Source organism: Streptomyces sp. BK022, assembly GCF_004217355.1.
Classification (GTDB): domain Bacteria; phylum Actinomycetota; class Actinomycetes; order Streptomycetales; family Streptomycetaceae; genus Streptomyces; species Streptomyces griseoluteus.
The window spans coordinates 343,500-366,622 of sequence record NZ_SHKU01000002.1 but is presented as its reverse complement, the minus strand read 5'-3'; the positions used below and the strand labels follow the sequence as shown (position 1 = coordinate 366,622).

Here is a 23,123-nt window from a genome sequence, read left to right as displayed (position 1 = left end):
GACTGGGTTGGGTAAAACCTTTCTTTCTCCCTCCACGGATACCACGCCCGCCGCCCCGGCGCTCGGTTTGTCCAGGGACCGGACCCGCGCGGCGCGGCGGCGCCGGTAGGGTGCGGCGGCGTGACCGACACCACCGCGGACTTCCTGCACACCACCCGCTCGTCCTACGACGCGTTCGCCAAGGAGTACGCCGAGCGCTTCCCCTCGGGCCTCCCCCATCCCCTGGACCGCTCCCTGATCAGCGCTTTCGCCGAGCTGGTCAAGGAGAACGGCCCGGCCCCGGTGGCCGACCTGGGCAGCGGGCCGGGGTTCGTCACCGCCCTGCTGGACGGTCTGGGCGTGCCGGTGTTCGGGGTGGACCTCTCCCCCGCGATGGTGGCTCTGGCCCGCGAGGCCCATCCGCGCCTGCGCTTCCACATCGGCTCGATGACCGCGCTGGACCTGCCGGACGCCACTCTCGGCGGCATCCTGGCCCTCTACTCCACGATCCACGTCCCGGACGACGCCCTCCCGCGCGCCTTCGCCGAGTTCCACCGCACGCTGCGCCCCGGCGCGCCGGTCCTGCTGGCCTTCCAGACCGGCGAGGCCGACTACCTGCACCTGACGGAACGCTTCGGGCACGAGATCGATCTGCACTACTACATGCGCTCCCCCGCGGCGGTCACCGCCGGCCTCAGGGAGGCGGGCCTGACCCCGGTCGCGTCCGTGGTCCGGGAACCCCAGGGCGAGGAGGCGCGGGCGCGGGGGTTCGTACTGGCGCGGAAGGACTGACCTCTCAGGTCCCCGGCGCCACCGTGGTCAGCCGGTGCGTGTCACGGGCCGTGCCCGTCACCCCCGACAGGAAGTCCTGGGCCCGGGGGGAGGCGTGGGCGGTGAGCCAGGCCGGGTCTATGTCGCAGACGGCGACGCGGACGCCGGTGCCCTTGAGGGCGAGGGGCAGGGTGTGGACGACCGTGGAGGGGAAGCTCAGCACGGTACCGCCGATCGGGCCCCGCCGGGCGATGAGTTCGAGCGGCAGGTCGGGGCGGACGACCTCCAGGCCGGTCTCGGTGGCCAGCCGGTGCAGCTTCGGGGTGCTCTCGCGGCGGTGGGCGAAGTACCGGGTGGCGCCGTGGGCCTTCGCCAGGGCCTGGACGGCCGCGAGGTAGCGGTCGGCGTCGACCACGCCGGTCTCCACCAGGGAGGTGCCGACCAGGTCGGCGCTCTTCGTCACGCGGGGCGGGCCGAAGCGGGCGCGGGTCCACGTGAACTCGTTGGCGGTGACCGTGACACCGTCCGGGGTCTGGGTCACCGGCATCGCGGAGAAGACCTCCACCCGCCGGCCGGCGCTCGGGGTGAGCCGGCGCCGGGCGGTGGCGGAGACCGGGGCGAAGAGCAGGTCACGGGGTCCGGGCGGACCGCCCTTGCGGTGCCAGCGCACCAGGCGTTCCCCGCGGGCCAGCTGGGCGACGAACTCCATGGTGGCGGTGCCGTCGTCCACCACGACCAGCTCGGGTGCCCGGGTGATGGTGAGCAGGAGCTGTACGTAGCGGGAGAAGGGGTCGCCCATGACGATCCGGCCGGCCCGCCGGAGCGCCCCGGCCAGCGCGCCGACGGTCTGGAACGGGGCGCTCGCGCCGCCCCGCGCCTCCTCCCAGCGCACCTCGTACCCCTCGTCCCGGGCGAGGTCGGCCATGCGGCGCAGCTGGCCCCGGGTCATGGGGTCGGTGGGGGCCAGTACGACGAGTGTCAGTTCCGCCCCGGCCCCCCGGCGCGCGGGCACCCCGCCCGCGTGGGCCCACTCCAGTACGTTCAGCAGTTGCACCGGGCTCTCCACGAAGGCGAGCGTGCGGGCAGGGGGGCCGGGGTGTCCGGCGCGAGGGCTCATGGGGGCTGGTGACCGTCCCGTCGTAGAGCAGTCGGGCGAGGGAGGGGTCAGACCGTGACCGGCTCGCCCGCGGCGGCGGCGATCTCCGCCTCGGCGACCACACCGGAGACCCGGCGCAGCTTCTTCATCGGGCCCAGCTCGGAGTCGTAGACCTTCTTGACGCCGTCGCCGAGGGACGCCTCGACGGCGCGGATGTCGCGGACCAGGCGGACCAGGCCCTGCGGCTCGACGGAGGCGGCCTGGTCGGAGCCCCACATGGCGCGGTCCAGGGTGATGTGGCGCTCGACGAAGACGGCGCCGAGGGCGACGGCGGCCAGCGTGGTCTGCAGGCCCGTCTCGTGGCCGGAGTAGCCGATCGGGACGTTCGGGAACTCCTTCTCCAGCGTGTTGATCACGCGGAGGTTCAGCTCCTCGGCCTTGGCCGGGTAGGTGGAGGTGGCGTGGCAGAGCAGGATGTTCTCCGAGCCGAGCACCTCGACCGCGTGGCGGATCTGCTTCGGGGTGGACATGCCGGTGGAGAGGATCACCGTGCGGCCGGTGGCGCGCAGGGCGCGCAGCAGCTCGTCGTCGGTCAGGGAGGCGGAGGCCACCTTGTGGGCGGGGACGTCGAACTTCTCCAGGAAGGCGACGGCCTCGGTGTCCCACGGGGAGGCGAACCAGTCGATCCCCTTCTCCTTGCAGTACGCGTCGATCCGGCGGTACTCGTCCTCGCCGAACTCCACGCGGTGGCGGTAGTCGATGTAGGTCATCCGGCCCCAGGGGGTGTCGCGCTCGATGTCCCACTGGTCGCGCGGGGTGCAGATCTCCGGGGTGCGCTTCTGGAACTTCACGGCGTCGCAGCCGGCCTCGGCGGCGGCGTCGATCAGCTTGAAGGCGTTCTCCAGCTCACCGTTGTGGTTGATGCCGATCTCGCCGGTGATGTAGACCGGGCGGCCGGGGCCGGCCTCGCGGGAACCGAAGTGGCGGATGCGGGAGTTGGCGCTCATGTCAGGTGTTTCCTTAACTGCTTGCGGGGGTGGGGAGGGTGTCGAGGGAGGGGCCGAGGAGCCAGCCCGCGATCTCACGGATCGCGCCGTATCCGCCGGGGACGGTGGTGACGGCGCGGGCGGCGCCGCGTACGGCGTCGTGGGCGTCGGCGACCGCGACGGGCCAGCCGACGAGGGCGAGGCAGGGCAGGTCGTTGACGTCGTTGCCGGCGTAGAGCACCCGCTCGGGTGCGATGCCCTGCTCCTCGCACCACTGCTTGAGGGCGAGGTCCTTGCGGTCGATGCCGTGCAGCACCGGCAGCCGGAGCTTGCGGGCGCGGGCGGCGACGACGGGGTTCTGCTCGGTGGACAGGATCAGCGTCGGCACCCCGGCGCGGCGCAGCGCGGCGATGCCGAGCCCGTCGCCCCGGTGCACGGAGACGAACTCCCGTCCGTCGGTGTCGATCAGCACCCGGTCGTCGGTCTGGGTGCCGTCGAAGTCGAGGACGACGGCGTCGACGTCGTCGCGGGTGGGCAGCGCGCCCGCCGGGACGGTGTCGAGCAGCGGGGCCAGGGCGCGGGCGCGGGCCAGGTCGTGCGGGTCGTCGATCTCCAGCACGCGGGCCGGGTCGGTGCGGACCAGCTCGGTACGGCCGAAGAAGCGGTGGCCGTGGGCGCGGAAGCCGGTGACGTCCATCGCGTAGGCGGCGCCGGTCTCCAGCAGGTCCTGCGGGCGGTCCTGGCGGCGGGGGCGCACGGCCTTGTCGTGGTTGACGCCGAAGCCGCCGGGCTCGCCGGGGGTGCCGTCGCGCCAGACGAAGCCGTGGAACGGGGCGACGGTGACGGCCGTGTCGGCGCCGTCGCGGACGACCGCCTCGGCGACCCGGCCGATGTCGTCGGCGAGCAGGAAGGGGCTGGTGCACTGCACGAGCAGCACCACGTCGACGGCCGCGCGGGCGCGCTCCTCGAAGGCGTCCAGGGCGTGCAGGACGGCGGCCTCGGAGGTGGCGGTGTCGCCGGCGATGGCGGCGGGCCGGGTGACGACCTCGGCGCCGGCCGCGCGGGCCTCGGCGGCCACGGCGGCGTCGTCGGTGGAGACGACGACGTCGGTGACGGCGGGCGCGGCCAGGCAGGCGCGCACCGCGCGGGCCACCAGCGGGACGCCGCCGACGGGGGCGAGGTTCTTGGCGGGCACCCCCTTGGAGCCGCCGCGCGCCGGGATCACGGCGAGCACCCGGCGCGGCGGGTCGCCCGGATCGGCGGGCCAGTGGGTCATGGGGTCAGCTCCTTGAGAGGAAGAGGGTGCGGTACTCACAGCTCGCCCATCCGCCGGATCACCGGGGCGACCCGCTGGACGCCGTGCCGGTACGCGCCCCGGGCGGCCCGGCGCACGATCTGCCGGACGGGTCCCGCCTCCGCGCGGGTGGCGGGGCTGCCGGGCAGCGGGGCGCCGTCGGGACCGAGGTGGTGGCGGGCGAGGATGCCGGGCAGATAGCCGGGCGCGGTCTCGGGGGTGTAGTAGGGCTCCAGCGGCGGCAGCGCGCCGGACCGCTCCAGCAGGGCGGCGATCCGGGCGCGGGCCGCGTCGAAGGCGCCCGCGTACGAACCGTCTCCGGCGGCGACGCCCTGCCGGGCCAGCCACGTGAGGTCCGGCTCCGGGCGGTGCCCGGCGTCCAGCCGGTCCCAGGAGGTGAGGCACCCGGAGCCCAGGAAGTGGTGGTTGCCCAGCGCCTCCCGCACCCCGAGGTCGGTCAGCACGGCCGTCGGAATGCGCCGGTGCAGGGACTCCAGGGCGGCGGTGGAGCTGACGGTGACCAGCAGGTCGGTCCGGTCCAGCACCTCCCCCATGTGCCCGTACACCAGGCGGAGGTTGGCCGGCAGCTCCCGCCCCCGGACCAGCTTCTGGTACGGCAGCTCCTCAATGTGCGTGGTGTGTTCACCGGGCTTGGAGCGCAGCTTGAGCAGCACCTCGCGCTCGGGGTGCCGCCGGGCGTGGGCGACGAGCCGGTCCAGCAGGTAGGTGCGGTCGGCGCGGTTCTCCGGTACGGAGGGCTGCGCGGCGAACGTCACGGTGCGCGGCGCCCCCTCACCCGTGTACGGCTGGCCGCCGAGGAACGGCAGCGCCACCTCGGTGACCGCCCCGGCGTCCGCCCCGACCCCCTCGTACACCGCGCGGAACCGGTCCGCGTCCTGGGCCGAGTTGGCGAGGACGAGGTCGGCGCCGTGCCGCAGCAGCAGGCCGTCGGCGAGCTTCTCGTAGACGACACCGACGTAACCGGTGACGACCACCGGGCGCGGACCGCTCCCCCAGGCGTGCCTCAGGCCGTGCAGCATGGCCTGCACCCCGCCGCCGACCAGCGCGAGGACCAGGATGTCGTAGGACTCCCCGGTGACGGCGCGCAGGAACTCCGCGCCGGTGACCTCGCGGAGCGAGTCGGCGGTGGCGCCGGTCTCCGTGAGCTGGCGGGGTGTCGGGGTGGCCCGGCCTCGCAGGAGGTAGCCGTCGAGCCGTCCGGCAGCGGCGGGAGCGATACGGCGCGCGGTGAGCGCGCCCCACTTCCACCGGGTGTCGGAATCGGCGAGGACGGCGATCCGCGGGGACTTCGTTGCACTTGCTGGCACGCCGAAGACGCTAGGAAGCGATTCGTAGCCGCGGCCCAACCCGAACTCAACAAACGGTTAACAGCACATCGACGAATGGGGATTCGGGCCCGGATCCGCCCTCGGGAAAACCCGGTTCACGGCTTCGCCACGCGTCGTTCACCCGGTATCAATTCGAGCGTCGACACGAATGCCGGGCCCCGCCCTAACGTCCTCGGCGTGGTCAAGCTCTCGGTCATCGTGCCGTTCTACAACGTGCAGCAATACGCGCCGGACACATTGAGGAGTCTTCGTGCGAACGCGCGGGACGATTACGAGTTCATTCTCGTGGACGACTGTTCCCGCGACGGGACGCCGGGCATCCTCGAGCGCGCCGGACGCGAACTGCCGGGCGCCGTCGTCGTCCGGCACGAGCGCAACGGCGGGCTGGCGACCGCCCGCAACACCGGTCTGGACCGCGCGCGCGGCGAGTACCTGACGTTCCTCGACGGCGACGACTGGCTCGCCCCCGGCTACTACGACCGACTGGTCGCGCGCATGGACGACCTGGGGTGCGACTTCCTGCGCACCGACCACGTCCAGTGCACCGGCCGGGCCCGGTCGGTGCACCGGGTGCCGCACGGCCGGCGCGACGCCGTCCTGGACCCGAGGGCGGCCATCCTGCCCGCGGACCGGTCGACGTCGGTGGACTACGCGTACGCCTGGGCCGGGATCTACCACCGGCGGCTCGCGGAGCGGGGGCTGCTGCACTTCACGGACGGGCTGCGCACGGCGGAGGACCGGCCGTGGATCTGGCGGCTGCACCGGGAGGCGGAGTCGTTCGCCGTGGTCGGGCTGCTCGGCGTCTTCTACCGGCGCGGGGTCGCCTCCTCGCTGACCCAAATCGGCGACGTCCGCCAGCTCGATTTCCTGCGCGCCTTCGACCAGGTCATAGCGGAGACAACCGCCGACCGGGATGCGGAGGAACTGCTGCCGAAGGCCGTGCGCACCTATTGCGCGATCATTTCCCACCATCTGGGAAGCATCGAGAGGTTCGAGCCCGCGGTGGCGAGAAAACTGAAATCCCTGAGCGCGGCCGCCCTCAGGCGCATGCCGCAGGACGTGCTGAACGAGGCGCTGGACTCGATGGATCTGGCCCGCGCCACCCGGCTGCGCCGGCTGCGCCGCCGCCCCTCCCCCGCCGGGGCCGCCGCGTGACCACCCAGATCTTCCAGGCGTCCACGCTGTACGGCGTGGCCACGCTGGCCGCCGCCCTGGACTCCGGCTGCTTCGCCCCCGCCGACCGGCGCCTGCTGCTGGTCTGCAACAACGCGGCGACCCCCGAGACCACGCCCCCGCTGGACGAGATGCCCGGCTTCGAGCGGCTGCGGGACCGGTTCGACGACGTGCTGTCCTACAACGAGACCATCCACCCCTTCCACCCCGGCGGCTGGCTGCCCCGCGCGGACGACATGCCGCTGTGGCAGCGGTACTTCCGCCACGAGTGGCGGCTGGGGGACGGACCGGTCGAGCTGGCGGTCGAGTCGATCCAGGTCAACCCGTCGCTGGCGCTCGCGCAGATCTTCACCGGCGCCCCGGTCACGGTCTACGCCGACGGCCTGATGAGTTACGGCCCCACCCGCAACAAGATCGACCCGCTGGTCGGCACCCGCGTGGACCGGCTGCTCCACCTCGACCTCGTACCGGGCCTTCAGCCCTTGCTGCTCACCGAGTTCGGGGTGCCGGCCGAGGTGGTGCCGACCGCCGCCTTCACCAAGGTGCTGGCGGAACTCGCGAACACCGGCGACGAGTTGCCCTCGATCGAGGAACCCGCGCTACTGCTGGGCCAGTACCTCTCCGCGCTGGACATCCTCACCCCGGACGAGGAGGAGGCGCTGCACGTCCGCATGCTGCGCGGAGCCGTCCGACTGGGGCACAGCCGAGTGGTGTTCAAGCCGCACCCCACCGCGCCGGCCCGCTACGCCCGCACCCTGGAGGAGGAGGCGGAGCGGCTCGGGGCGGACCTCACGGTGCTGGACACCCCGGTGCTGGCCGAGGTGCTGTACCAGCGGATGCGCCCGGCACTGGTCGTCGGCTGCTTCTCCACCGCCCTGCTGACCGCCGCCACGCTGTACGGCCTCCCCGTGGCGCGGGTCGGCACCGGCACCCTGCTGGAGCGGCTCGCCCCGTACGAGAACAGCAACCGGGTGCCGGTCACCGTGGTCGACGCGCTGCTGCCCGAGCTGGGCGACCGGGCGGCCGTCACCGAGGGACGGCGCGGCATGGAGACCGCCGAACTGGGGGAACTGGTGCGCGCGGTGGGCTTCGCCATGCAGCCGAAGATCCTGCCCCGCCTGCGCGCCGACGCGGCGGGCTTCCTCGCCCGGCACCTGGACCCGGCCACCCTGCGCTACTTCAAGCGCCGCCGGCTGACCGTGCTGGGACTGCCCGGCGGGGTGCCCGCGCAGCTCGCGTTCATCCCGCGCAACGCCACCGTCCGCCGGGTGGCCCGCCGCGCCCGCGGCCTGCGCCGGACCGCCCGCGGCTGAACCGCCCGCCACCGACCGATTCGATGCCAAGGACTGTGCAGATGACCGCCACCTCGCCGCCGGCCGCGCCCGCCGGCCTCTCCCAGCCGGTCGCCACCGGGGCGCGGGGGCGGCTGCTCGCCCTGGACGGGCTCAGGCTCCTGGCCGCGCTGATGGTGTGCATGTACCACTACACCGGGCGCGGCGGGACGATATCGGAGTCCTGGCACCAGAGCCCGTCCGAGGTCTTCCCCCGGCTCTCCCAGATCACCCCCTACGGCTGTCTGGGCGTGCAGTTCTTCTTCGTGATCAGCGGTTTCGTGATCTGCATGAGCGGCTGGGGCCGCACGCTCGGCGACTTCTTCCGCTCCCGCGTGGCCCGTCTCTACCCCGCCTACTGGGTGGCGCTGGTGCTGGTCACCGGGGCGGCCTTCGTGCTGCCGGTGGTGGTGCACCCGGTGCGGGCGGACGAGTTCCTGGTCAACCTGACCATGCTCCAGCAGCCGATGGGTGCCTCCCGGATACTCGGCGTGTGCTGGACGCTCTGGGTGGAGGTCCGGTTCTACGCGCTGTTCGCCCTGTTCGTGGTGTGGCGCGGGGCGACCTACCGGCGCGTGGTGCTGTTCGCCTGCGTCTGGACGCTGGCCGCCGCGATCTCCACCACCGCGGGCAACGCCCTCACCGACGCCCTCGTCATGCCGGAGTACGCGCCGTTCTTCGTCGGCGGACTCGCGCTGTACCTGGTCCACCGCTTCGGCGGCAGCCCGCTGCTGTGGGGGCTGGTGGCGATGTCCTGGCTGCTCGGGCAGAGCGCGGCCGTGCGCGGGCTGTGGCATCCGGGGGCGCACGGCGACTTCGGCCGGCACCCGGTGGTGATCGTCGCCGTGGTCACGCTGGCCTTCGCGTCGGTGGCGGCCGTGGCGCTGGGCTGGACCCGGTGGGCCTCCTGGCCGTGGCTGGTGACGGCGGGCGCGCTGACCTACCCGTTCTACCTGGTGCACGAGCACCTGGGCTGGTTCGCGATCCGGGTGCTGCACCGGGGGCTCGGGCTCGGGGCGTGGCCGACGCTGGGGGTGACGGTCGCGGGGATGCTGGCGCTGGCGTGGCTGCTGCACCGGTTCGTGGAGAAGCCGTTCGGGCCCCGGCTGCGCCGGGCGCTCAGGAGCTGACGTCAGCGGATGCCGTACGCGGCCTCGATCCCGGCCACGATCAGCTTCAGGCCGTCCTCGAACTGCTCGTCGTAGTCGTCGAAGAGCAGCTTCCCCACCTCGGCCGCGAGCGGGAACTCGGCCAGTCTGCGCGCCCGTTCCTCCACGTCGTACCCCTCGCGCCGCTCGCCGGGCAGCGGCCGTACGCCCTGTTCCTCGGTGACGAAGCCGATGGTGTACATGTTCGCCGTGCGCATCGCCCGCACGGCCTGGGGCAGGGTGAAGCCGGCGGCGGTGAAGACGCGCAGGTGGGACTCCATCGCGGGGGCGTGCTCGGTACCGGTGAAGCGGGAGCCGCTGAAGACCTTGGCGCCGTCGCGGTAGCCGGTGAGCGCGGTGCGCAGGCCCCGGCAGGCAGCCAGCAGCCGTTCCTGCCAGGTGTCGGCGGGGTCGAGCACCGCGCCGGCCGTCATCCGGCGGTACATCTCGGTCGCCATCTCGTCGAGCAGCGCCTGCTTGTCCTTGAAGTGCCAGTACAGCGCGGGCGCCTTGACGTCCAGCTCGCGGGCGATGGCACGCAGGGTCAGCCCGTCCAGGCCGGTCTCGTTCAGCAGCCGCAACGCGGTGTCGGCGACCTTGCGGCGGTCCAGGGGGGCGCGTCGTTCCGTACTCACGCTTGACAGCTTAACAACGTTAAGGGCACGCTCGGGAGCGACGGCACTTAACGACGTTAAGGAGTTCTGCCATGAATGTCCCGACAGAGGTGGATGTGCTGGTGGTGGGGGCCGGCCCGGCCGGGCTGACCCTCGGGGTGGACCTCGCCCGGCGCGGGGTGGACGCGCTGGTGGCGGAGCGGGCCGGCGCCCTGTTCCCCGGTTCGCGCGGCAAGGGCGTCCAGCCGCGCACCCAGGAGGTCTTCGACGACCTCGGCGTGCTGGACGCGATCCGCGCGGCCGGTGGCCCCTACCCGCCCCGGATGATCTGGCGGGACGGCGAACAGGTCAGCGTACGACCGATGTTCGAGCCGGTGGAGGCGACCGAGGGCGCTCCGTACACCGATCCGCTGATGGTCGCCCAGTGGCGCACCCAGGAGGTGCTGCACGCCCGGCTGACCGGACTGGGCGGCCGGGTCGCCTTCGACCGCGAGGTGACCGGGCTGGACCAGGACCCCGAGGGCGTGACCGCGCGCTTCGCGGACGGTACGACGGTCCGCGCCCGTTACGCGGTCGCGGCCGACGGCGGCCGCTCGGCGGTGCGGCGCGCGGTGGGGATCGGGATGACCGGGGAGACGGTGGACCCGAGCCCGTTCCTGGTCGCGGACGTCCGGGTGCGCGGGCTGGACCGGGAGTACTGGCACGCCTTCCCCGGCGAGGACGGCACCGGCCTGATGCTGTGCCCGCTGGCCGGTACCGAGGACTTCCAGCTGGCCGCGCGGCTGCCGGAGGGCCAGATGCCCGACCTCTCCCTGGAGGGCCTGCGCAAGCTGGTCGGCGCCGGGACGCATCTCGGCCCCGAGGACCTCACCGAGGTGCGCTGGGCCTCGGAGTTCCGGCCGCGCGCCGCGCTCGCCGACCGGTTCCGGTCGGGCCGGGTCCTCCTCGCCGGTGACGCGGCCCACGTCCACTCCCCGGCGGGCGGGCAGGGGCTGAACACCAGCGTCCAGGACGCCTACAACCTGGGCTGGAAGCTGGGCGCGGTGCTGCGCGACGGCGCCCCGGACGCCCTGCTCGACACCTACGAGGAGGAGCGCCGCGCCAACGCCGCCGCCATGCTGGACCTCTCCACGGGGGTGCACCGGGGCGAGGTCCGGCGGGGGAAGGCGACGGTCCAGCTCGACCTGGGCTACCGGGAGTCCTCCCTCAGCGTGGACACCCGCGCGGAGCCCTCGACCGTACGAGCGGGCGACCGGGCCCCGGACGGCACGGTGGACGGCGTCCGCCTCTTCGACGCCTTCCGGGGCCCGCACTGGACCCTGCTGGGCGCCGAACTCCCCGGCGTACGCTCCCTGCCGGCCGCGTACGGCCCCGGCGTCCTCCTGATCCGCCCCGACGGCTACGTCGGCTGGGCGGGCGACTCGGCCGAGGGCCTCGGCACCTACCTCACCCGCGTCGGCCTGGCCTGAACTACCCCGCGGCCAGCGACAGCTTCACCGCGAAGCCGAGGAAGAGCACCCCGGCCGCCGAGGTGGCCGTCGCCGACAGCCGCCGGCGGCGGCGGAACGCGGCGGCCAGCTTGGTGCCGCTGAAGATCAGGGCACTGAGGTAGAGGAAGCTGGCGACCTGGGCGAAGGCGCCGAGCACGACGAAGGACAGCGCGGGGTAGGCGTAGGCCGGGTCCACGAACTGGACGAAGAAGGCCACGAAGAACAGGATCGCCTTCGGGTTGAACAGGCTGACCACCAGCGCCCGTCGGAACGGCCGCTCGGCCTCCGGCTCCTCCTCGGCGACGGCCTCCGCCACGACCGGCGCGCGCCGGGTGCGCCACATCTGCCAGGCGGCCCGCAGCATCCCGATCGCCAGCCAGGTCAGATACCCGGCACCGGCGTACTTCACGATCCCGAACAGCACCGCGTTGGCCTGGAGCAGCGAGGCCACCCCCGCGGCGGACAACGTCATCAGCACGGTGTCCCCGCACCACACCCCGGCAGCCGCGGTGTACCCCGGCCTGATCCCCTTGCGGGCGGCGACGGACAGCACGTACAGGGAGTTGGGCCCCGGAAGCAGAATGATGAGCAGCAGCCCGGCCAGGTAGGCGGGCAGATCAATGACGCCGAACATGGATGCGAGTGTCCCACGCGGGCGTCGGTGGCTCAGCGGGCGTCCGGTGGCTGATACGTCCCCCACACCGAGCGCAGCGTGTCGCAGACCTCGCCCAGGGTGGCCTCGGCCCGCAGGGCGCGCTTCATGGGCAGAAGGACGTTGGCGCTGCCCTCGGCGGCGGCGCGGATGGCGAGGAGGGCCTCGTCGGTGGTGTGGGTGTCGCGGCGGGCCCGCAGGCGGGCGAGGCGTTCGCGCTGGCGGGTCTCCACGGCCGGGTCCACGCGGAGCGGGGCGTAGGGCTCCTCCTCGTCGAGGCGGAAGCGGTTCACGCCGACCACCACCCGCTCCCCGGACTCCGTCTCGCGGGCGATCCGGTACGCGTTCCGCTCGATCTCGGCCTTCTGGTAGCCGAGTTCGACGCCCGCCTCCGCCCCGCCCAGCTCCTCGACCCGGCGCAGCAGCCCCAGTGCGGCCCGTTCCACGTCGTCGGTGAGCCGCTCCACCGCGTACGACCCGGCGAAGGGGTCGACGGTCGCGGTCAGGCCGGTCTCGTGGGCGAGGATCTGCTGGGTGCGCAGGGCGAGGCGGGCGCTCTTGTCGGTGGGCAGCGCGATGGCCTCGTCGAAGGCGTTGGTGTGCAGGGACTGGGTGCCGCCGAGGACCGCCGCGAGCGCCTGCACGGCGACGCGGACGAGGTTCGCCTCCGGCTGCTGGGCGGTGAGCTGGACCCCGGCCGTCTGGGTGTGGAAGCGCAGCATCCACGACCTCGGGTCGCGCGCCCCGAACTCCTCCCGCATGATCCGGGCCCACATCCGGCGCGCGGCACGGAACTTGGCGACCTCCTCCAGCAGGGTCGTCCGCGCCACGAAGAAGAAGGACAGCCGGGGCGCGAAGTCGTCCACGTCCATGCCGGCCGCGAGCGCCGTGCGGACGTAGGCGACCGCGTCCGCCAGCGTGAACGCGATCTCCTGCGCGGGCGAGGCGCCGGCCTCGGCCATGTGGTACCCGGAGACGGAGATGGTGTTCCACCTCGGCAGGGCGGCGGCGCAGTACGCGAAGAGGTCGGCGGTCAGCCGGAGGGAGGGGCGGGGCGGGAAGATGTAGGTGCCGCGCGCGATGTACTCCTTGAGGATGTCGTTCTGGACGGTGCCGGCCAGACGGTCGCCGGGTATTCCCCGCTCCTCGGCCACCAGTTCGTACAGGAGCAGCAGTACGGCCGCCGGGGCGTTGATCGTCATCGAGGTGGAGACCCGGTCCAGCGGAATCCCGTCGAACAGCTCCCGCATGTCCTCGATCGAGTCCACCGCGACCCCGACCCGGCCGACCTCGCCGCGTACCAGGGGCGCGTCGGAGTCGTACCCCATCTGGGTCGGCAGGTCGAAGGCGACCGACAGGCCGGTGACGCCGTGGGCGATCAGGGCGCGGTAGCGGGCGCCCGACTCGGCGGCGGTACCGAAGCCGGCGTACTGGCGCATGGTCCAGGGGCGGCCGGTGTACATGGTCGGGTACACCCCGCGGGTGTAGGGGTACGCGCCCGGTTCGCCCAGCTCGGTGGCGGGGTCCCAGCCGGTCAGTGCCTCGGGGCCGTAGACCGGCTCGATCGGCGTGCCCGACTCCGACTCTCGCGCCATGGCTGCCTCCGGAGTCCGAAGGGGAGGTCGGTCGCCTTCCACGATGCCTCGTTGTTCGGCGGCGGGCGCGCGGGGGAAGCATCCCCGGCATGAGGATTCCGGGGAGAACCGTCGCCCTGCTCGCCTCGGCCGCCGCCCTCGCCGCGGCGCTCGGGGGGTGCAAGCCGCCGCCCGCGGGGGCCGACGGGAAGCCGCGGTATCCGGTCCACTTCGACACGCCGTCCGCCCGGCCCCACACCACGGCTCGGGCGGCGGCCCTGTACTCGCGCGGGGACAGCGGGTCCGGCGTACGGGAGCTGCAAGCACGCCTCCGTCAGGTCCAGTGGCTGAACGACGGGCCGACCGGCGAGTACGACGACCTCACCGAGCAGGCGGTCAGCGGCTTCCAGGGCAAGCGGGGGCTGCCCCGTACGGGCCGCGTGGACACCGTCACCTGGCAGCGGCTGCTGGCGATGACGCACCGGCCGGGCCGGTGGGAGCTGTATCTGATGGGCGGCCAGCCCGCCGCCCCGCCCGACCCGCGCTGTCTGACGGGGCGGGTGCTGTGCGTGAGCAAGACCAGCCGGACCCTGCGCTGGATGATCGACGGCCGCACCCTCACCACGGTCTCGGTCCGCTTCGGCTCGCAGTACACCCCGACCCGTGAGGGGGTGTTCAGCATCTACTGGAAGTCCCGGCACCATGTGTCGACGCTCTACGACTCCCCCATGCCGTACGCCATGTTCTTCAGCGGCGGGCAGGCGATCCACTACTCCTACGACTTCGCGGCGCACGGGTACGCGGGCGGTTCGCACGGGTGCGTGAACGTCCGGGACGAGGGGGCGATCGCGTCGCTCTTCGCGCAGGTGCGGAACGGGGACCGGGTGGTGGTGTACCGGTGAGCGGGTTCCACCGGTGAAGTTGGGGCGCGGGCGGGACCGGGGGAACGTGTCCCGCCCGCGCCAATGCACGAGCCTTGGGGTACGGGGGGAACCCCGGCTCAGTGCGACGGCCGATGACCAGTCGGCTCACTCAGTACTGCGCCGTCGCGCCCAGAAACGTCACACCTTTCCGAAACAAATTTTCGGAACTGACAAAGTCGCAGGTCAGAAGGGGTCTGACGGGTCGGCGGGAGGTTGAGGCGGAGACGCGGGCGGGGGGTGCGGCCGTCGTCGTCGCCCTGGTCGCCGTCGTGCCGGCCGCCGCTCCCGTCCTCGTCGCCCCCGCCCTCCGTACCCCGGTGATCGTGGGTGCGGCCGTTCACCTCGGCGGCGAGCAGGGCACGGCAGTAGACCTTGACCCGCGTCGGGCCGCCCGCGAGGCCCTCCAGGGTCCGCCGGTTCCCGGTAGCCGGCTCCCGGCCTTCCCGCAGGTCGCGGCAGGCCGTGGCGGCGGCCCACCAGCGGGCGCCGGGCCGGCGCGAGGGCTCGGCGGCGGGCGGCTGGTCCGTGGCCCCGCCGGTGCTGCCGGCTTCCTCGCGGGAGGCTTCGGGGGCAGGTGCGCGGGGAGTGACGTCCGGGGTGCCCGGGATGCCCGGCGAGGGGGTCGGGGATGCCGGGTCACCGGGCCGGGCCGGGGTCGCCGCGGCGGAGACGGAGGCGCCGGGGCGGGGGGCGTCGTGCCGGAACGGGCCGGGCAGCACCCCGCTCCCCGCGGCCACCGCGACCCCGCCCAGCGTGCCGGCGGCCAGCGCGGCGGCGAGGCCCAGCCGGACCGGCCGGCCCCAGCGGGAGCGACGGGTACGGGTACGGGGTGCGGGGGCGCCGATGCGGACCAGGCCGGCGTCGCCGTACCCGTACGCGCTCTCGGCGGGCACGGTCGCCCGGGCGTCCCGGAACGCGGCCAACGCGGCCTTCTCGCCCGGGAGTTCGCCGAGGGCGGGGGCGCCCTGGGCGGCCAGGGCGCCGAGCAGTCCCGCGAGCCGGTCGGCGGGGACGCGCGCGTCGGCGTCGACGGTTTCCAACGGCTCACCGCGCAGCAGACGTTCCGACGTCTCACCGTCCAGCCACTTGTCGTGCTCGTCGGCCATCACATGTCCTTCTGCGTCCGCGTACGCGTATGCGTCACACTCGCGGACCGCACCGCGCCACCGCGCGGCGTTCGCTGGGGCGGGAGCGCGTCGAGCACTCCCGTCGATTCCGGGTCGGCACCGAGGAGTTCGGCCAGCCGCTTCAGCCCCCGGTGCGCGGCGGTGCGGACGGCGCCCGCGCGCTTGCCGAGCGTCTCGGCGGCGGTCTTGGCGTCGAGCCCGACCACCACGCGCAGGACGACGGCCTCGGCCTGGTCCTGCGGGAGCCGGGCGATGAGGGAGAGGGTGCCGTCGGTGGCCAGGGCCTCGATGGCCTCGCCGGCGGTGTCCGACTCGGCCGCTCTGCCGGTCAGTTCGGTCTCGTCGCCGCCTATCAGGGGGCGGCGGCCGCGCATCCGTATGTGGTCCAGGGCGCGGTTGCGGGCTATCCGCGCGGCCCAGCCACGGAAGCGGTCGGCGTCGCCGCCGAACCGGTCGAGGTCGCGGGCGATCTGGAGCCACGCCTCGGACGTGACGTCCTCGGCGTCCAAGTCGCCCACCAGCGTGCGCACATAGCCGAGCAGCCGTGGATGCACCGCGCGGTACACCGTACGGAACGCGGTCTCGTCCCCCGCCTGGGCCGCGCGCACCGCGGCCGTCAACTCCGCGTCGTCCCCCTGCACCGCACTCCCTTTACGCCCGTCACTCGGTCGGCGCGAAAGGCACGTTACGGCCTGAAACCGCTGCTCGTCCATGTCTGTGGAAGATGCAACTGACTCGTGACACGCCCAGGTGTGACATATGACGCGGCCATGACGCTGAACAAGTTACGGACCGCCCAGCGGTCCGCACCACGCGACGGCCGGGGTCTCTCCTGTGGGGGGTGGCGACTCCGGCCGTCGCTCTGTCCTCCGGCCCCCTGAGCACTGACATGCACCCCTGACGGCGCGCGCGTAGCGTGGCAGAAACGCGGGCCGACACGTTTCCGGGGGGCCGGAGGTATCAGCCATGGGCACAGTGACCACACCTGACGGCACCAGCATCTTCTACGTCGACTGGGGTCCCCGGGACGCCCGGCCGATCGTCTTCCACCACGGCTGGCCCCTGAGCCACGAGGACTGGGACAACCAGTTGCTGTACTTCCTCTCCAAGGGCTATCGGGTCATCGCCCACGACCGCCGCGGCCACGGTCGCTCCAGCCAGCCGTCGGCCGGGCACGACATGGACACCTACGCCGCCGACGTGGCCGCCCTGACCGACGCCCTGGACCTGAAGGACGCGGTGCACATCGGGCACTCCACCGGGGGCGGCGAGGTGGTCCGCTACGTGGCGCGGGCCAAGCCGGGCCGGGTGTCCAAGGCGGTCATCTCCAACGCGGTGCCCCCGGTCATGGTCAAGAAGGACAGCAACCCCGAGGGCACCCCGATCGAGGCCTTCGACGAGCTGCGCGAGGCGCTCGCCGCCAACCGCGCGCAGTTCTACATCGACGTCCCGGCGGGCCCGTTCTACGGCTTCAACCGGCCCGGCGCCGAGGTCGTCCAGGGGCTCATCGACCGCTGGTGGTGGCAGGGGATGAGGGGTGCGGCGAACGCGCACTACGAATGCATCAAGGCGTTCTCCGAGACCGACTTCACCGAGGACCTCAAGAGCATCGACGTCCCGGTGCTCGTCCTGCACGGCACCGACGACCAAGTGGTGCCCTACGAGGACTCCGCGCCGAAGTCCGCCGCGCTGCTGAAGAACGCGACGCTCAAGAGCTACGAGGGATGGCCCCACGGAATGCTCTCGCTCCACCCGGACGTCCTCAACCCGGAGATCCTCTCCTTCATCGAGGGGTGATCACCCGCGCGACCGGCACTCGTCCCCGACCCTCGACCCTGAATGTAATGTAAGTTGTTACATCCAGGATGGGTCGATGCCGGCCCGCGGTGAATGGAGGATGCGGTGGGAAAGCTCGAAGGAAAGACGGCCGTCGTCACCGGCGGCAACAGCGGGATCGGCCTTGCGACGGCCAAGCGGTTCGCCGAGGAGGGCGCGCACGTCTTCATCACCGGCCGCCGCCAGGAGGCACTCGACGCGGCGGTGGCCGAGATCGGCGAGAACGTCACGGGGGTCCGGGGAGACGTCTCGAACCTGGCTGACATCGACCGCCTGTACGAGGCGGTGGCGGAGAGCGGCCGTCGCATCGACGTGCTGTTCGCCAACGCCGGCGGCGGTGAGTTCGCCACCCTGGAGGACCTGACGGAGGAGCACTTCGACTCGACCTTCGGCACCAACGTCAAAGGCACGCTGTTCACGGTCCAGAAGGCGCTTCCGCTGCTGAACGACGGCGCCTCGGTGATCCTCACCGGGAGCACGGCGCGAGGGGAGGAGGCGTTCGGCGTCTACGCGGCCTCGAAGGCCGCCATCCGCTCCTTCTCCCGCACGTGGGCGAACGAACTGAGCGATCGCGCGATCCGCGTCAACACGCTGGCACCGGGGCCGACCGACACTCCGGGGATCGCGGGTCTCGCGCCCGACGCCGAGTCGGCCGCGAAGATGCGGGAGGGCTTCGTGAGCCAGGTTCCGCTGGGCCGCATGGGGCGCCCGGAGGAGGTCGCGGATGTGGCGCTGTTCCTCGCCGGTGATCAGAGCACGTTCGTCACCGGTGTCGAGCTCTTCGTCGACGGCGGCCAGCGGCAGGTGTGACGACGGGGTCAGCCGGCGACGCGTCGCTCCGCCTGCGCGTCGCGGAGGACGTCAGCGATCGAGATCGAGGCGAGTTCGTCCCGTACCGCGTCGTCCAGGCGGGCGTACACGGAGCTGAGTGCCGGGCGGATGCCGAAGCCGACGGGGCAGGCCTCGTTGGGCGGAGTGCGGTGCAGGGCGAACAGTCCGTTGCCCTCCACCGCGCCGTACACGTCCCGCAGCGTGATCGACCCGGGTTCCCGGGCCAGGGTCCATCCGGCCTTGGCACCCCGCTTGCCGTGGACGATGCCCGCGTCGCGGAGTTCCATCAGGCAGCGGCGGATCACGACGGGATTGGTGTTGACGCTCTCGGCGATGCGCTGCGACGTCGCGATCGTCTCTTCGTCGAGCCGGTCCAGGGCCATCCACGCCAGCACGTGCACGGCGATGCTCATCCTGCTGTTGGCACTCATCAGCCCGGCCGACCCTTCCTCAATCGTAACTTTTGATGTTACACCGACCGTGCGGTGCGGGTCGCGAGGGCCTGGCCGGGCCGCTCGCCCCGGTGTGCCACCCGGGCGGCACCGGGGCAGGACGCGGTTCGGCAAGCGGCCGGCTAGACCCCCGTCGCCTCCCGGCACAGCCCCCGCAGGGAGCCTTCGCCGGTGAAGGCCAGGTAGGCCTCCTCCAGGGGGTCCCAGAGGCGGCCGTCGGGGGTGCGGAGCCAGTGGGTGTCGGCCGTGGCGTGCCACTGCGCGCCCGTCTCGCGGGCGATGACCTCGCCGGCGTAGGCGCCGAAGCCGCGCAGGACGCGGGCGACGGCCTCGTACGGGGGGTGGTCGTGGCGCAGTTCGTCGATGACGCGGTCCAGGCGCCACAGGCTCCGGGGGGAGTAGTCGAGGCGGAGGCGGGCACCCTCGCGCAGGGTGGCGACCGTGTCCGCGGCCCACCGCGCGGGGCGTGCCGCGGCCGAGGGGCGGTAGTCCGTCTGCGTTGTTGCGTACTGGGTAGTCACATAGGGGTCAGCGGTCCTGGCCCGTCGTGCGTCACACGGATTCGGCGGCCTTTCGGCAACCGGCGCAGGACCGCCCCAACCTGCCGACAGGACGGACACAGAACCCACCCCTGGTCCAGGTTTAGGCCTGGGCCCGCGCCCGCCGCGACACCACCGCCCGCAGCACCCGCCGCCCCTCCCCCGACACGTCCAGCGCCCGCCGCAACCCCTGCGGCCCGTGCTCCGCGAGGAGTTGGAGGACGACCGTCTGCCGCCCCAGCTCGGCCTCGACCAGCGGCAGCGCATCCTCGGCCAAGCCGTGGGCCGGGTCCAGCAGCCGGTGCACCCGCAGCGAGGCCGCCGAGCACGCCTTTGCCCACTCCCGCAGCGCCGCGCCCTCCCGCTCGGCCGGAGCCGACAGCAGCATCTCCCGCGCCACCCCCGCCGCCTCGGTACCGGGCTCCACCGCGTCCAGCGCGGCCCGCACCTTCTGAAGGCTCCCGGACCAGTCGGAGCCGTCCACGAGATGCGCCCACAGCGGGCGCAGCAACTCGTCGTCCTCGACGACCAGGGACACGCACCGATCCGAACAAGCCAGTCCGCTCGCGGCCAGCCCGCGTGCGTCGGCCTGCGCGATCAGTTCCTCCAGGCTCATGGAATGCCTCCCTCGCCTGGGCACCGCCTGTACGGAGCCCGCATTTCCCCTTACAGCGTGCGAGGGGCCCGGAGTGTCACAGTCACCGTTTTCAGCCAAGCGCGGCGGACGGCAGCGAGGGGCCCTGAAGCGCCTTCTCGTTCTGCATCCGGGTCAGCCGGAGGACCACCGCGGCGGCGAGCACGGCGGCGACGAGGTCGATGCCGTCGACCACCGCGAGCATCCCCGCCCCGGACCCCACCCGCAGCAGCCGGTCGGCGATCAGCCCGGCCACCCAGGCCGTCCACCACAGGTCGACCAGACCGTGACCGGCCGGCCGCCCCTGCGGCGCGCCGGCGTCCCACGCGTCGAGGACGATCCGGCGCGGGAACCAGAAGTTCACGATCGGGACGAACCAGCCCCCGATCGTCCACCACCGCGCCAGGCTCTGCGAACTGGCATCGAATACATCGGCGTTGGCCCGTATCCGCCACAGCCAGCACAGGTACACGACCGCCGTGGCGAGCAGCAGGGCCCCCTGCGCGTTGTCGAGGACCAACCCGGTCAGCAGAGACGGCTTCGCCAGATCGGCCCAAATGGCGACCACATCACCGGCACCGACCAGTCCCAGCATCACCACCGTCGCCTGCCCCAGCCCGACGGGCGAGCGCAGCGGCGGCGAGGGCGGCACGAAGGGCGTCACCGGCGCGCACCGCGCGCACCGCGTCTCCCCGGTGACGGCCTCGGTGCTGTGGCAACTGGCGCAGATCATGGCGGTGTTCCCCCCGGTACGGCTGAAACGGTGTACGCGGCCCTCCCCAGAGCCGCGTACACACGAGCGAACACGGAAACCTACGTGTTGCGCCCACCTTCCGTCCACTCACCCCAGCCGGTTCGCCAGCTCCTTGAACTGCGGCCAGGACAGCGCGGGTTGCCCCGGGTCCCAGAGCTTCTGCACGGTGGCCCGCAGCGGCATCCGGATGCCGGACGCGACCTGGCTCTCGGTCTGGGCGTTCGGGAAGTCGCACCACACGGCGAAGGAACCGCCGAGGATCTGACCGTCGTACTGCGCCGGCACGGCACTCGTGCCCCGGATCACGCGCGGGGTCCACTGCTGGTAGATCCGCTGGCCGGTCGGGTAGGTGAAGTCGTTCGGCTCCCCGAGGACGTAGTACAGGTACTCGTCGTTGTAGTTGTAGACCTTGCGGCCCTCGCTCAGGTAGTCCACCGGGGGCCGGGCGCCGATCTCCTTGCCGGTCCAGTAGGCGACCTGGATGTCCTTGGCGGGCTGGATCGTGGAGTCGCGCAGGAAGCCGTCGTTCCACGCCCGCATGGTGCGGTCGTGGGCCCGGACGGTGTCCGCGCGGCCGTTCAGCCAGCCGGTGGTGAGGTCGGCGACGTTGCCGTCGGCGCCGTAGGCGTCGCGGGCGGCGGCGGCGAGCTGCGGGTAGGACGCCTCGGGGTCGGGCACGACCAGCGCCTGGTACTCGTCGCCGCCCAGGTTCCACTTGTCGCCCGGGAACAGGTCCGCGTACTCGTCGAGCAGATCGTCGACGATCTTCGCGGACTCGGGCTTGGAGATGTCGATCGCGCCGCGCGTCGCCTTGCCGTTGACGTTGCGGAGCTGGAGATCGGGGTGGGCGGCGATGACGGCGCCCAGGTGCCCGGGCGAGTCGATCTCGGGCACGATCGCGATGTGCCGGGCGGCGGCCAGGTCGACGATCTTCTTGACCTGCGCCTTGGTGAGGTGGTCCTTGGAGACGACCTCGGGGTGGCTGGTGGACTGGATGCGGAACGCCTGGTCGTCCGAGAAGTGCAGTCCCAGCTCGTTGTACTTCAGATCGCCCAGTTCGCGTATCCGGTCCTCGATCCAGGTCTCCGAGAACGGCTTGCGCGCGATGTCGAGCATGAAACCGCGTGAGGGCTTGGCGGGCTCGTCCTTGACGACGCCCTCGGGGGCGGTGCCACCGCCGCGGACCTCCTGCTTGAGGGTCCGGGTCCCGTAGAAGACGCCCGCGTCGGCGGGCCCCTCGATGTCCACCCGGCCGTCGCGCACGGTCATGGTGTACGACTCCGGGCCGCCGCTCCCGCCGAGGCCGAGGCGGACGTCGCCGGCCCGGGAGTCGCTGTTCTCGCCGCCGTAGTCGAGGCCCAGCTCACCGGCTACGAGCTTGCCCTCGTCGGCCAGCGCCGGGTCGGTGACCACCACCCGGCCGCCGCTCCCGGGCTTCCAGCCGGGTCCGCGGGCCGCGGTGTGCTCGCGCACCGCCGGGATGGTCTGCGGCGCCTTCGACATGGGGTAGGAGCGGCTGGGGGACGGGGTCGGCGGATCGGCCTGCCGGGAGGCACCGACCGCGCCGGCGTCCGAGCCCCCACCGGAACCACCCCCTCCGGATGACGCCCACACTCCGACGCCCACCCCGGTCACCACGGTCCCGACGACCGCGGCGGCCATGATGGCCCGCTTCCGCTTGAGCTGTCGTGCCGAAGCACGATGTCTGTGCTGGCTCACCCTCCCAACGTACGGCCGATCCGCCGTTCACCCGTCACCGAGACGTTCCGAAACTCTCCCGTCCGAGTGAAATTCGGGCATCAGCCGGACACACAGTGACCACTCTCGATAACGTGTCGGCACATCCTTCACAGGTCCCCCTGCCGTCCCGGCACGACCCTGTCCCCCCTCCCATGAGGATCCACGCTGCCTGCGCACCGTTCGCCGTATCTCCCGACCCCGCTCGACGCCTTCAACCTGGCGCCGGCCGAGGAGGCCCGCGCGCTGCTCCTGCGCTGTCTGCGCAACGCCCGCTGGGCGCACCGGCTCGCCGAGCACCGCCCCTACCCCGACCTGGCCGCCCTGCTGGCCGCGGCGGACGAGGCCGCCTATGACCTGCGGGCCGTCGACCTGGCCGACGCCCTGGCGGGCGAGTCCCTGCCCGAGCTGCCCGAGGACACCTACTCGGCCGCCCACACGGCCCTGAGCGCGGCGCACGCCGCCTACGAGGCCCGCTTCGGCCATGTCTTCGTGATCGCGCCGGGCGGGGCCTCCCCCGAGGAGGCGCTGGACCGGGTCCTGGAGGGCATCCGGTCACGATTGGCGAACGATCCCGAGGACGAGCGGGTGATCGCCGCCGAGGAGCTGCGGGGCCTGGCCCGGCACCGGCTCACGACCCATCTGGGCACCGCCGCCACCCGCGCGACCAGCCACTACGCGCCCCGGCCGGGCGTATAGCGGGCCAAGCCGGGCGTATAGCGGACCAAACGGAACGGATGCGCACGACCCGGAACGCCACAAGCGGCCGGATCACCCGAAACAGGCCCCCCGTCAGTCCCGTCGCGCCTCATGGATACGATGCTGAGGGCCGG

23 protein-coding genes are annotated in these 23,123 nt (G+C 72.8%); 9 read left to right on the top strand and 14 right to left on the bottom strand.

Annotated features, from left to right (window positions below; genetic code table 11):
- The first annotated feature begins 120 nt into the window (after nt 1-120).
- The gene (locus EV284_RS07815) at nt 121-771 is read left to right on the top strand and encodes a class I SAM-dependent methyltransferase (protein WP_130331697.1); all 651 of its coding nucleotides are present in this window, start codon (nt 121-123) and stop codon (nt 769-771) included.
- A gap of 4 nt (nt 772-775) precedes the next feature.
- On the opposite strand, the gene EV284_RS07810 is transcribed toward EV284_RS07815, so the two are convergent.
- Genes EV284_RS07810 through EV284_RS07795 form a run of 4 tightly spaced genes read right to left on the bottom strand, consistent with a single transcriptional unit; the run spans nt 776 to nt 5,454 of the window.
- Entirely contained in the window at nt 776-1,867 is a 1,092-nt protein-coding gene (locus tag EV284_RS07810; protein WP_130331695.1) for a hypothetical protein, read from the bottom strand.
- Between the two features lie 47 nt (nt 1,868-1,914).
- Nucleotides 1,915-2,853, bottom strand: coding sequence for an N-acetylneuraminate synthase family protein (locus tag EV284_RS07805; RefSeq protein WP_130331693.1), 939 nt, complete (start codon nt 2,851-2,853; stop codon nt 1,915-1,917).
- A gap of 13 nt (nt 2,854-2,866) precedes the next feature.
- On the bottom strand, nt 2,867-4,108 hold the full coding sequence (locus tag EV284_RS07800; RefSeq protein WP_130331691.1) for an acylneuraminate cytidylyltransferase: 1,242 nt from the start codon (nt 4,106-4,108) through the stop codon (nt 2,867-2,869).
- Nucleotides 4,109-4,143: 35 nt separating this feature from the next.
- The gene (locus EV284_RS07795) at nt 4,144-5,454 is read right to left on the bottom strand and encodes a DUF6716 putative glycosyltransferase (protein ID WP_130331689.1); all 1,311 of its coding nucleotides are present in this window, start codon (nt 5,452-5,454) and stop codon (nt 4,144-4,146) included.
- A gap of 198 nt (nt 5,455-5,652) precedes the next feature.
- Here EV284_RS07795 and EV284_RS07790 point away from each other — a divergent pair, with 198 nt between their 5' ends.
- From EV284_RS07790 to EV284_RS07780, 3 genes are read left to right on the top strand one after another with little or no spacing between them, the layout of a single operon-like run.
- Nucleotides 5,653-6,630, top strand: coding sequence for a glycosyltransferase family 2 protein (locus tag EV284_RS07790; protein WP_130331687.1), 978 nt, complete (start codon nt 5,653-5,655; stop codon nt 6,628-6,630).
- A complete protein-coding gene (locus tag EV284_RS07785) occupies nt 6,627-7,961 on the top strand; it encodes an alpha-2,8-polysialyltransferase family protein (RefSeq protein WP_130331685.1) in 1,335 nt (444 codons plus the stop codon). Before EV284_RS07790 ends, EV284_RS07785 begins: the two co-directional genes overlap by 4 nt.
- 41 nt (nt 7,962-8,002) lie before the next feature.
- Complete coding sequence (locus tag EV284_RS07780) at nt 8,003-9,109, top strand: acyltransferase (RefSeq protein ID WP_207228966.1); 1,107 nt, start codon at nt 8,003-8,005, stop codon at nt 9,107-9,109.
- A 2-nt stretch (nt 9,110-9,111) separates the two neighbouring features.
- Here EV284_RS07780 and EV284_RS07775 read toward each other — a convergent pair whose 3' ends face one another.
- A complete protein-coding gene (locus EV284_RS07775; RefSeq protein ID WP_130331683.1) occupies nt 9,112-9,762 on the bottom strand; it encodes a TetR/AcrR family transcriptional regulator C-terminal domain-containing protein in 651 nt (216 codons plus the stop codon).
- A 71-nt stretch (nt 9,763-9,833) separates the two neighbouring features.
- Here EV284_RS07775 and EV284_RS07770 point away from each other — a divergent pair, with 71 nt between their 5' ends.
- Nucleotides 9,834-11,210, top strand: coding sequence for an FAD-dependent monooxygenase (locus EV284_RS07770; RefSeq protein ID WP_130331681.1), 1,377 nt, complete (start codon nt 9,834-9,836; stop codon nt 11,208-11,210).
- A 1-nt stretch (nt 11,211) separates the two neighbouring features.
- On the opposite strand, the gene leuE is transcribed toward EV284_RS07770, so the two are convergent.
- Together leuE and EV284_RS07760 are read right to left on the bottom strand one after the other, a co-directional pair.
- The gene (leuE, locus tag EV284_RS07765) at nt 11,212-11,865 is read right to left on the bottom strand and encodes a leucine efflux protein LeuE (RefSeq protein WP_130331679.1); all 654 of its coding nucleotides are present in this window, start codon (nt 11,863-11,865) and stop codon (nt 11,212-11,214) included.
- Nucleotides 11,866-11,897: 32 nt separating this feature from the next.
- Nucleotides 11,898-13,478: a methylmalonyl-CoA mutase family protein gene (locus EV284_RS07760; RefSeq protein ID WP_130331677.1), complete on the bottom strand. Its 1,581-nt coding sequence runs from the start codon at nt 13,476-13,478 to the stop codon at nt 11,898-11,900.
- Nucleotides 13,479-13,567: 89 nt separating this feature from the next.
- Between EV284_RS07760 and EV284_RS07755 the strand changes: the two genes are divergently transcribed.
- Nucleotides 13,568-14,359: a L,D-transpeptidase family protein gene (locus tag EV284_RS07755; protein ID WP_130331675.1), complete on the top strand. Its 792-nt coding sequence runs from the start codon at nt 13,568-13,570 to the stop codon at nt 14,357-14,359.
- Between the two features lie 98 nt (nt 14,360-14,457).
- On the opposite strand, the gene EV284_RS07750 is transcribed toward EV284_RS07755, so the two are convergent.
- The gene (locus tag EV284_RS07750) at nt 14,458-15,486 is read right to left on the bottom strand and encodes an extensin (RefSeq protein ID WP_130331673.1); all 1,029 of its coding nucleotides are present in this window, start codon (nt 15,484-15,486) and stop codon (nt 14,458-14,460) included.
- Nucleotides 15,486-16,148, bottom strand: coding sequence for an RNA polymerase sigma factor (locus tag EV284_RS07745; protein WP_130331671.1), 663 nt, complete (start codon nt 16,146-16,148; stop codon nt 15,486-15,488). The genes EV284_RS07750 and EV284_RS07745 overlap by 1 nt, the downstream gene beginning before the upstream one ends.
- Before the next feature lie 325 nt (nt 16,149-16,473).
- Here EV284_RS07745 and EV284_RS07740 point away from each other — a divergent pair, with 325 nt between their 5' ends.
- Both EV284_RS07740 and EV284_RS07735 read left to right on the top strand, forming a co-directional pair.
- Complete coding sequence (locus tag EV284_RS07740; RefSeq protein WP_130331669.1) at nt 16,474-17,304, top strand: alpha/beta hydrolase; 831 nt, start codon at nt 16,474-16,476, stop codon at nt 17,302-17,304.
- A 105-nt stretch (nt 17,305-17,409) separates the two neighbouring features.
- Entirely contained in the window at nt 17,410-18,153 is a 744-nt protein-coding gene (locus EV284_RS07735) for an SDR family oxidoreductase (protein ID WP_130331667.1), read from the top strand.
- Nucleotides 18,154-18,161: 8 nt separating this feature from the next.
- On the opposite strand, the gene EV284_RS07730 is transcribed toward EV284_RS07735, so the two are convergent.
- The 5 genes from EV284_RS07730 to EV284_RS07710 all read right to left on the bottom strand — a co-directional run bounded on the left by EV284_RS07730 (nt 18,162) and on the right by EV284_RS07710 (nt 22,215).
- On the bottom strand, nt 18,162-18,605 hold the full coding sequence (locus tag EV284_RS07730) for an Rrf2 family transcriptional regulator (protein WP_130331665.1): 444 nt from the start codon (nt 18,603-18,605) through the stop codon (nt 18,162-18,164).
- Nucleotides 18,606-18,748: 143 nt separating this feature from the next.
- On the bottom strand, nt 18,749-19,147 hold the full coding sequence (locus EV284_RS07725; RefSeq protein WP_130331663.1) for a hypothetical protein: 399 nt from the start codon (nt 19,145-19,147) through the stop codon (nt 18,749-18,751).
- A gap of 121 nt (nt 19,148-19,268) precedes the next feature.
- A complete protein-coding gene (locus tag EV284_RS07720) occupies nt 19,269-19,781 on the bottom strand; it encodes a hypothetical protein (protein WP_130331661.1) in 513 nt (170 codons plus the stop codon).
- A gap of 91 nt (nt 19,782-19,872) precedes the next feature.
- The gene (locus EV284_RS07715; RefSeq protein WP_130331659.1) at nt 19,873-20,532 is read right to left on the bottom strand and encodes a DUF4328 domain-containing protein; all 660 of its coding nucleotides are present in this window, start codon (nt 20,530-20,532) and stop codon (nt 19,873-19,875) included.
- Nucleotides 20,533-20,640: 108 nt separating this feature from the next.
- Nucleotides 20,641-22,215 (bottom strand): glycoside hydrolase family 20 protein, encoded by a 1,575-nt coding sequence (locus EV284_RS07710; RefSeq protein ID WP_130332936.1) that lies wholly within the window; start codon nt 22,213-22,215, stop codon nt 20,641-20,643.
- Nucleotides 22,216-22,458: 243 nt separating this feature from the next.
- Between EV284_RS07710 and EV284_RS07705 the strand changes: the two genes are divergently transcribed.
- Nucleotides 22,459-22,989, top strand: coding sequence for a 2-oxo-4-hydroxy-4-carboxy-5-ureidoimidazoline decarboxylase (locus EV284_RS07705; RefSeq protein ID WP_130331657.1), 531 nt, complete (start codon nt 22,459-22,461; stop codon nt 22,987-22,989).
- Nucleotides 22,990-23,123: the final 134 nt, after the last annotated feature.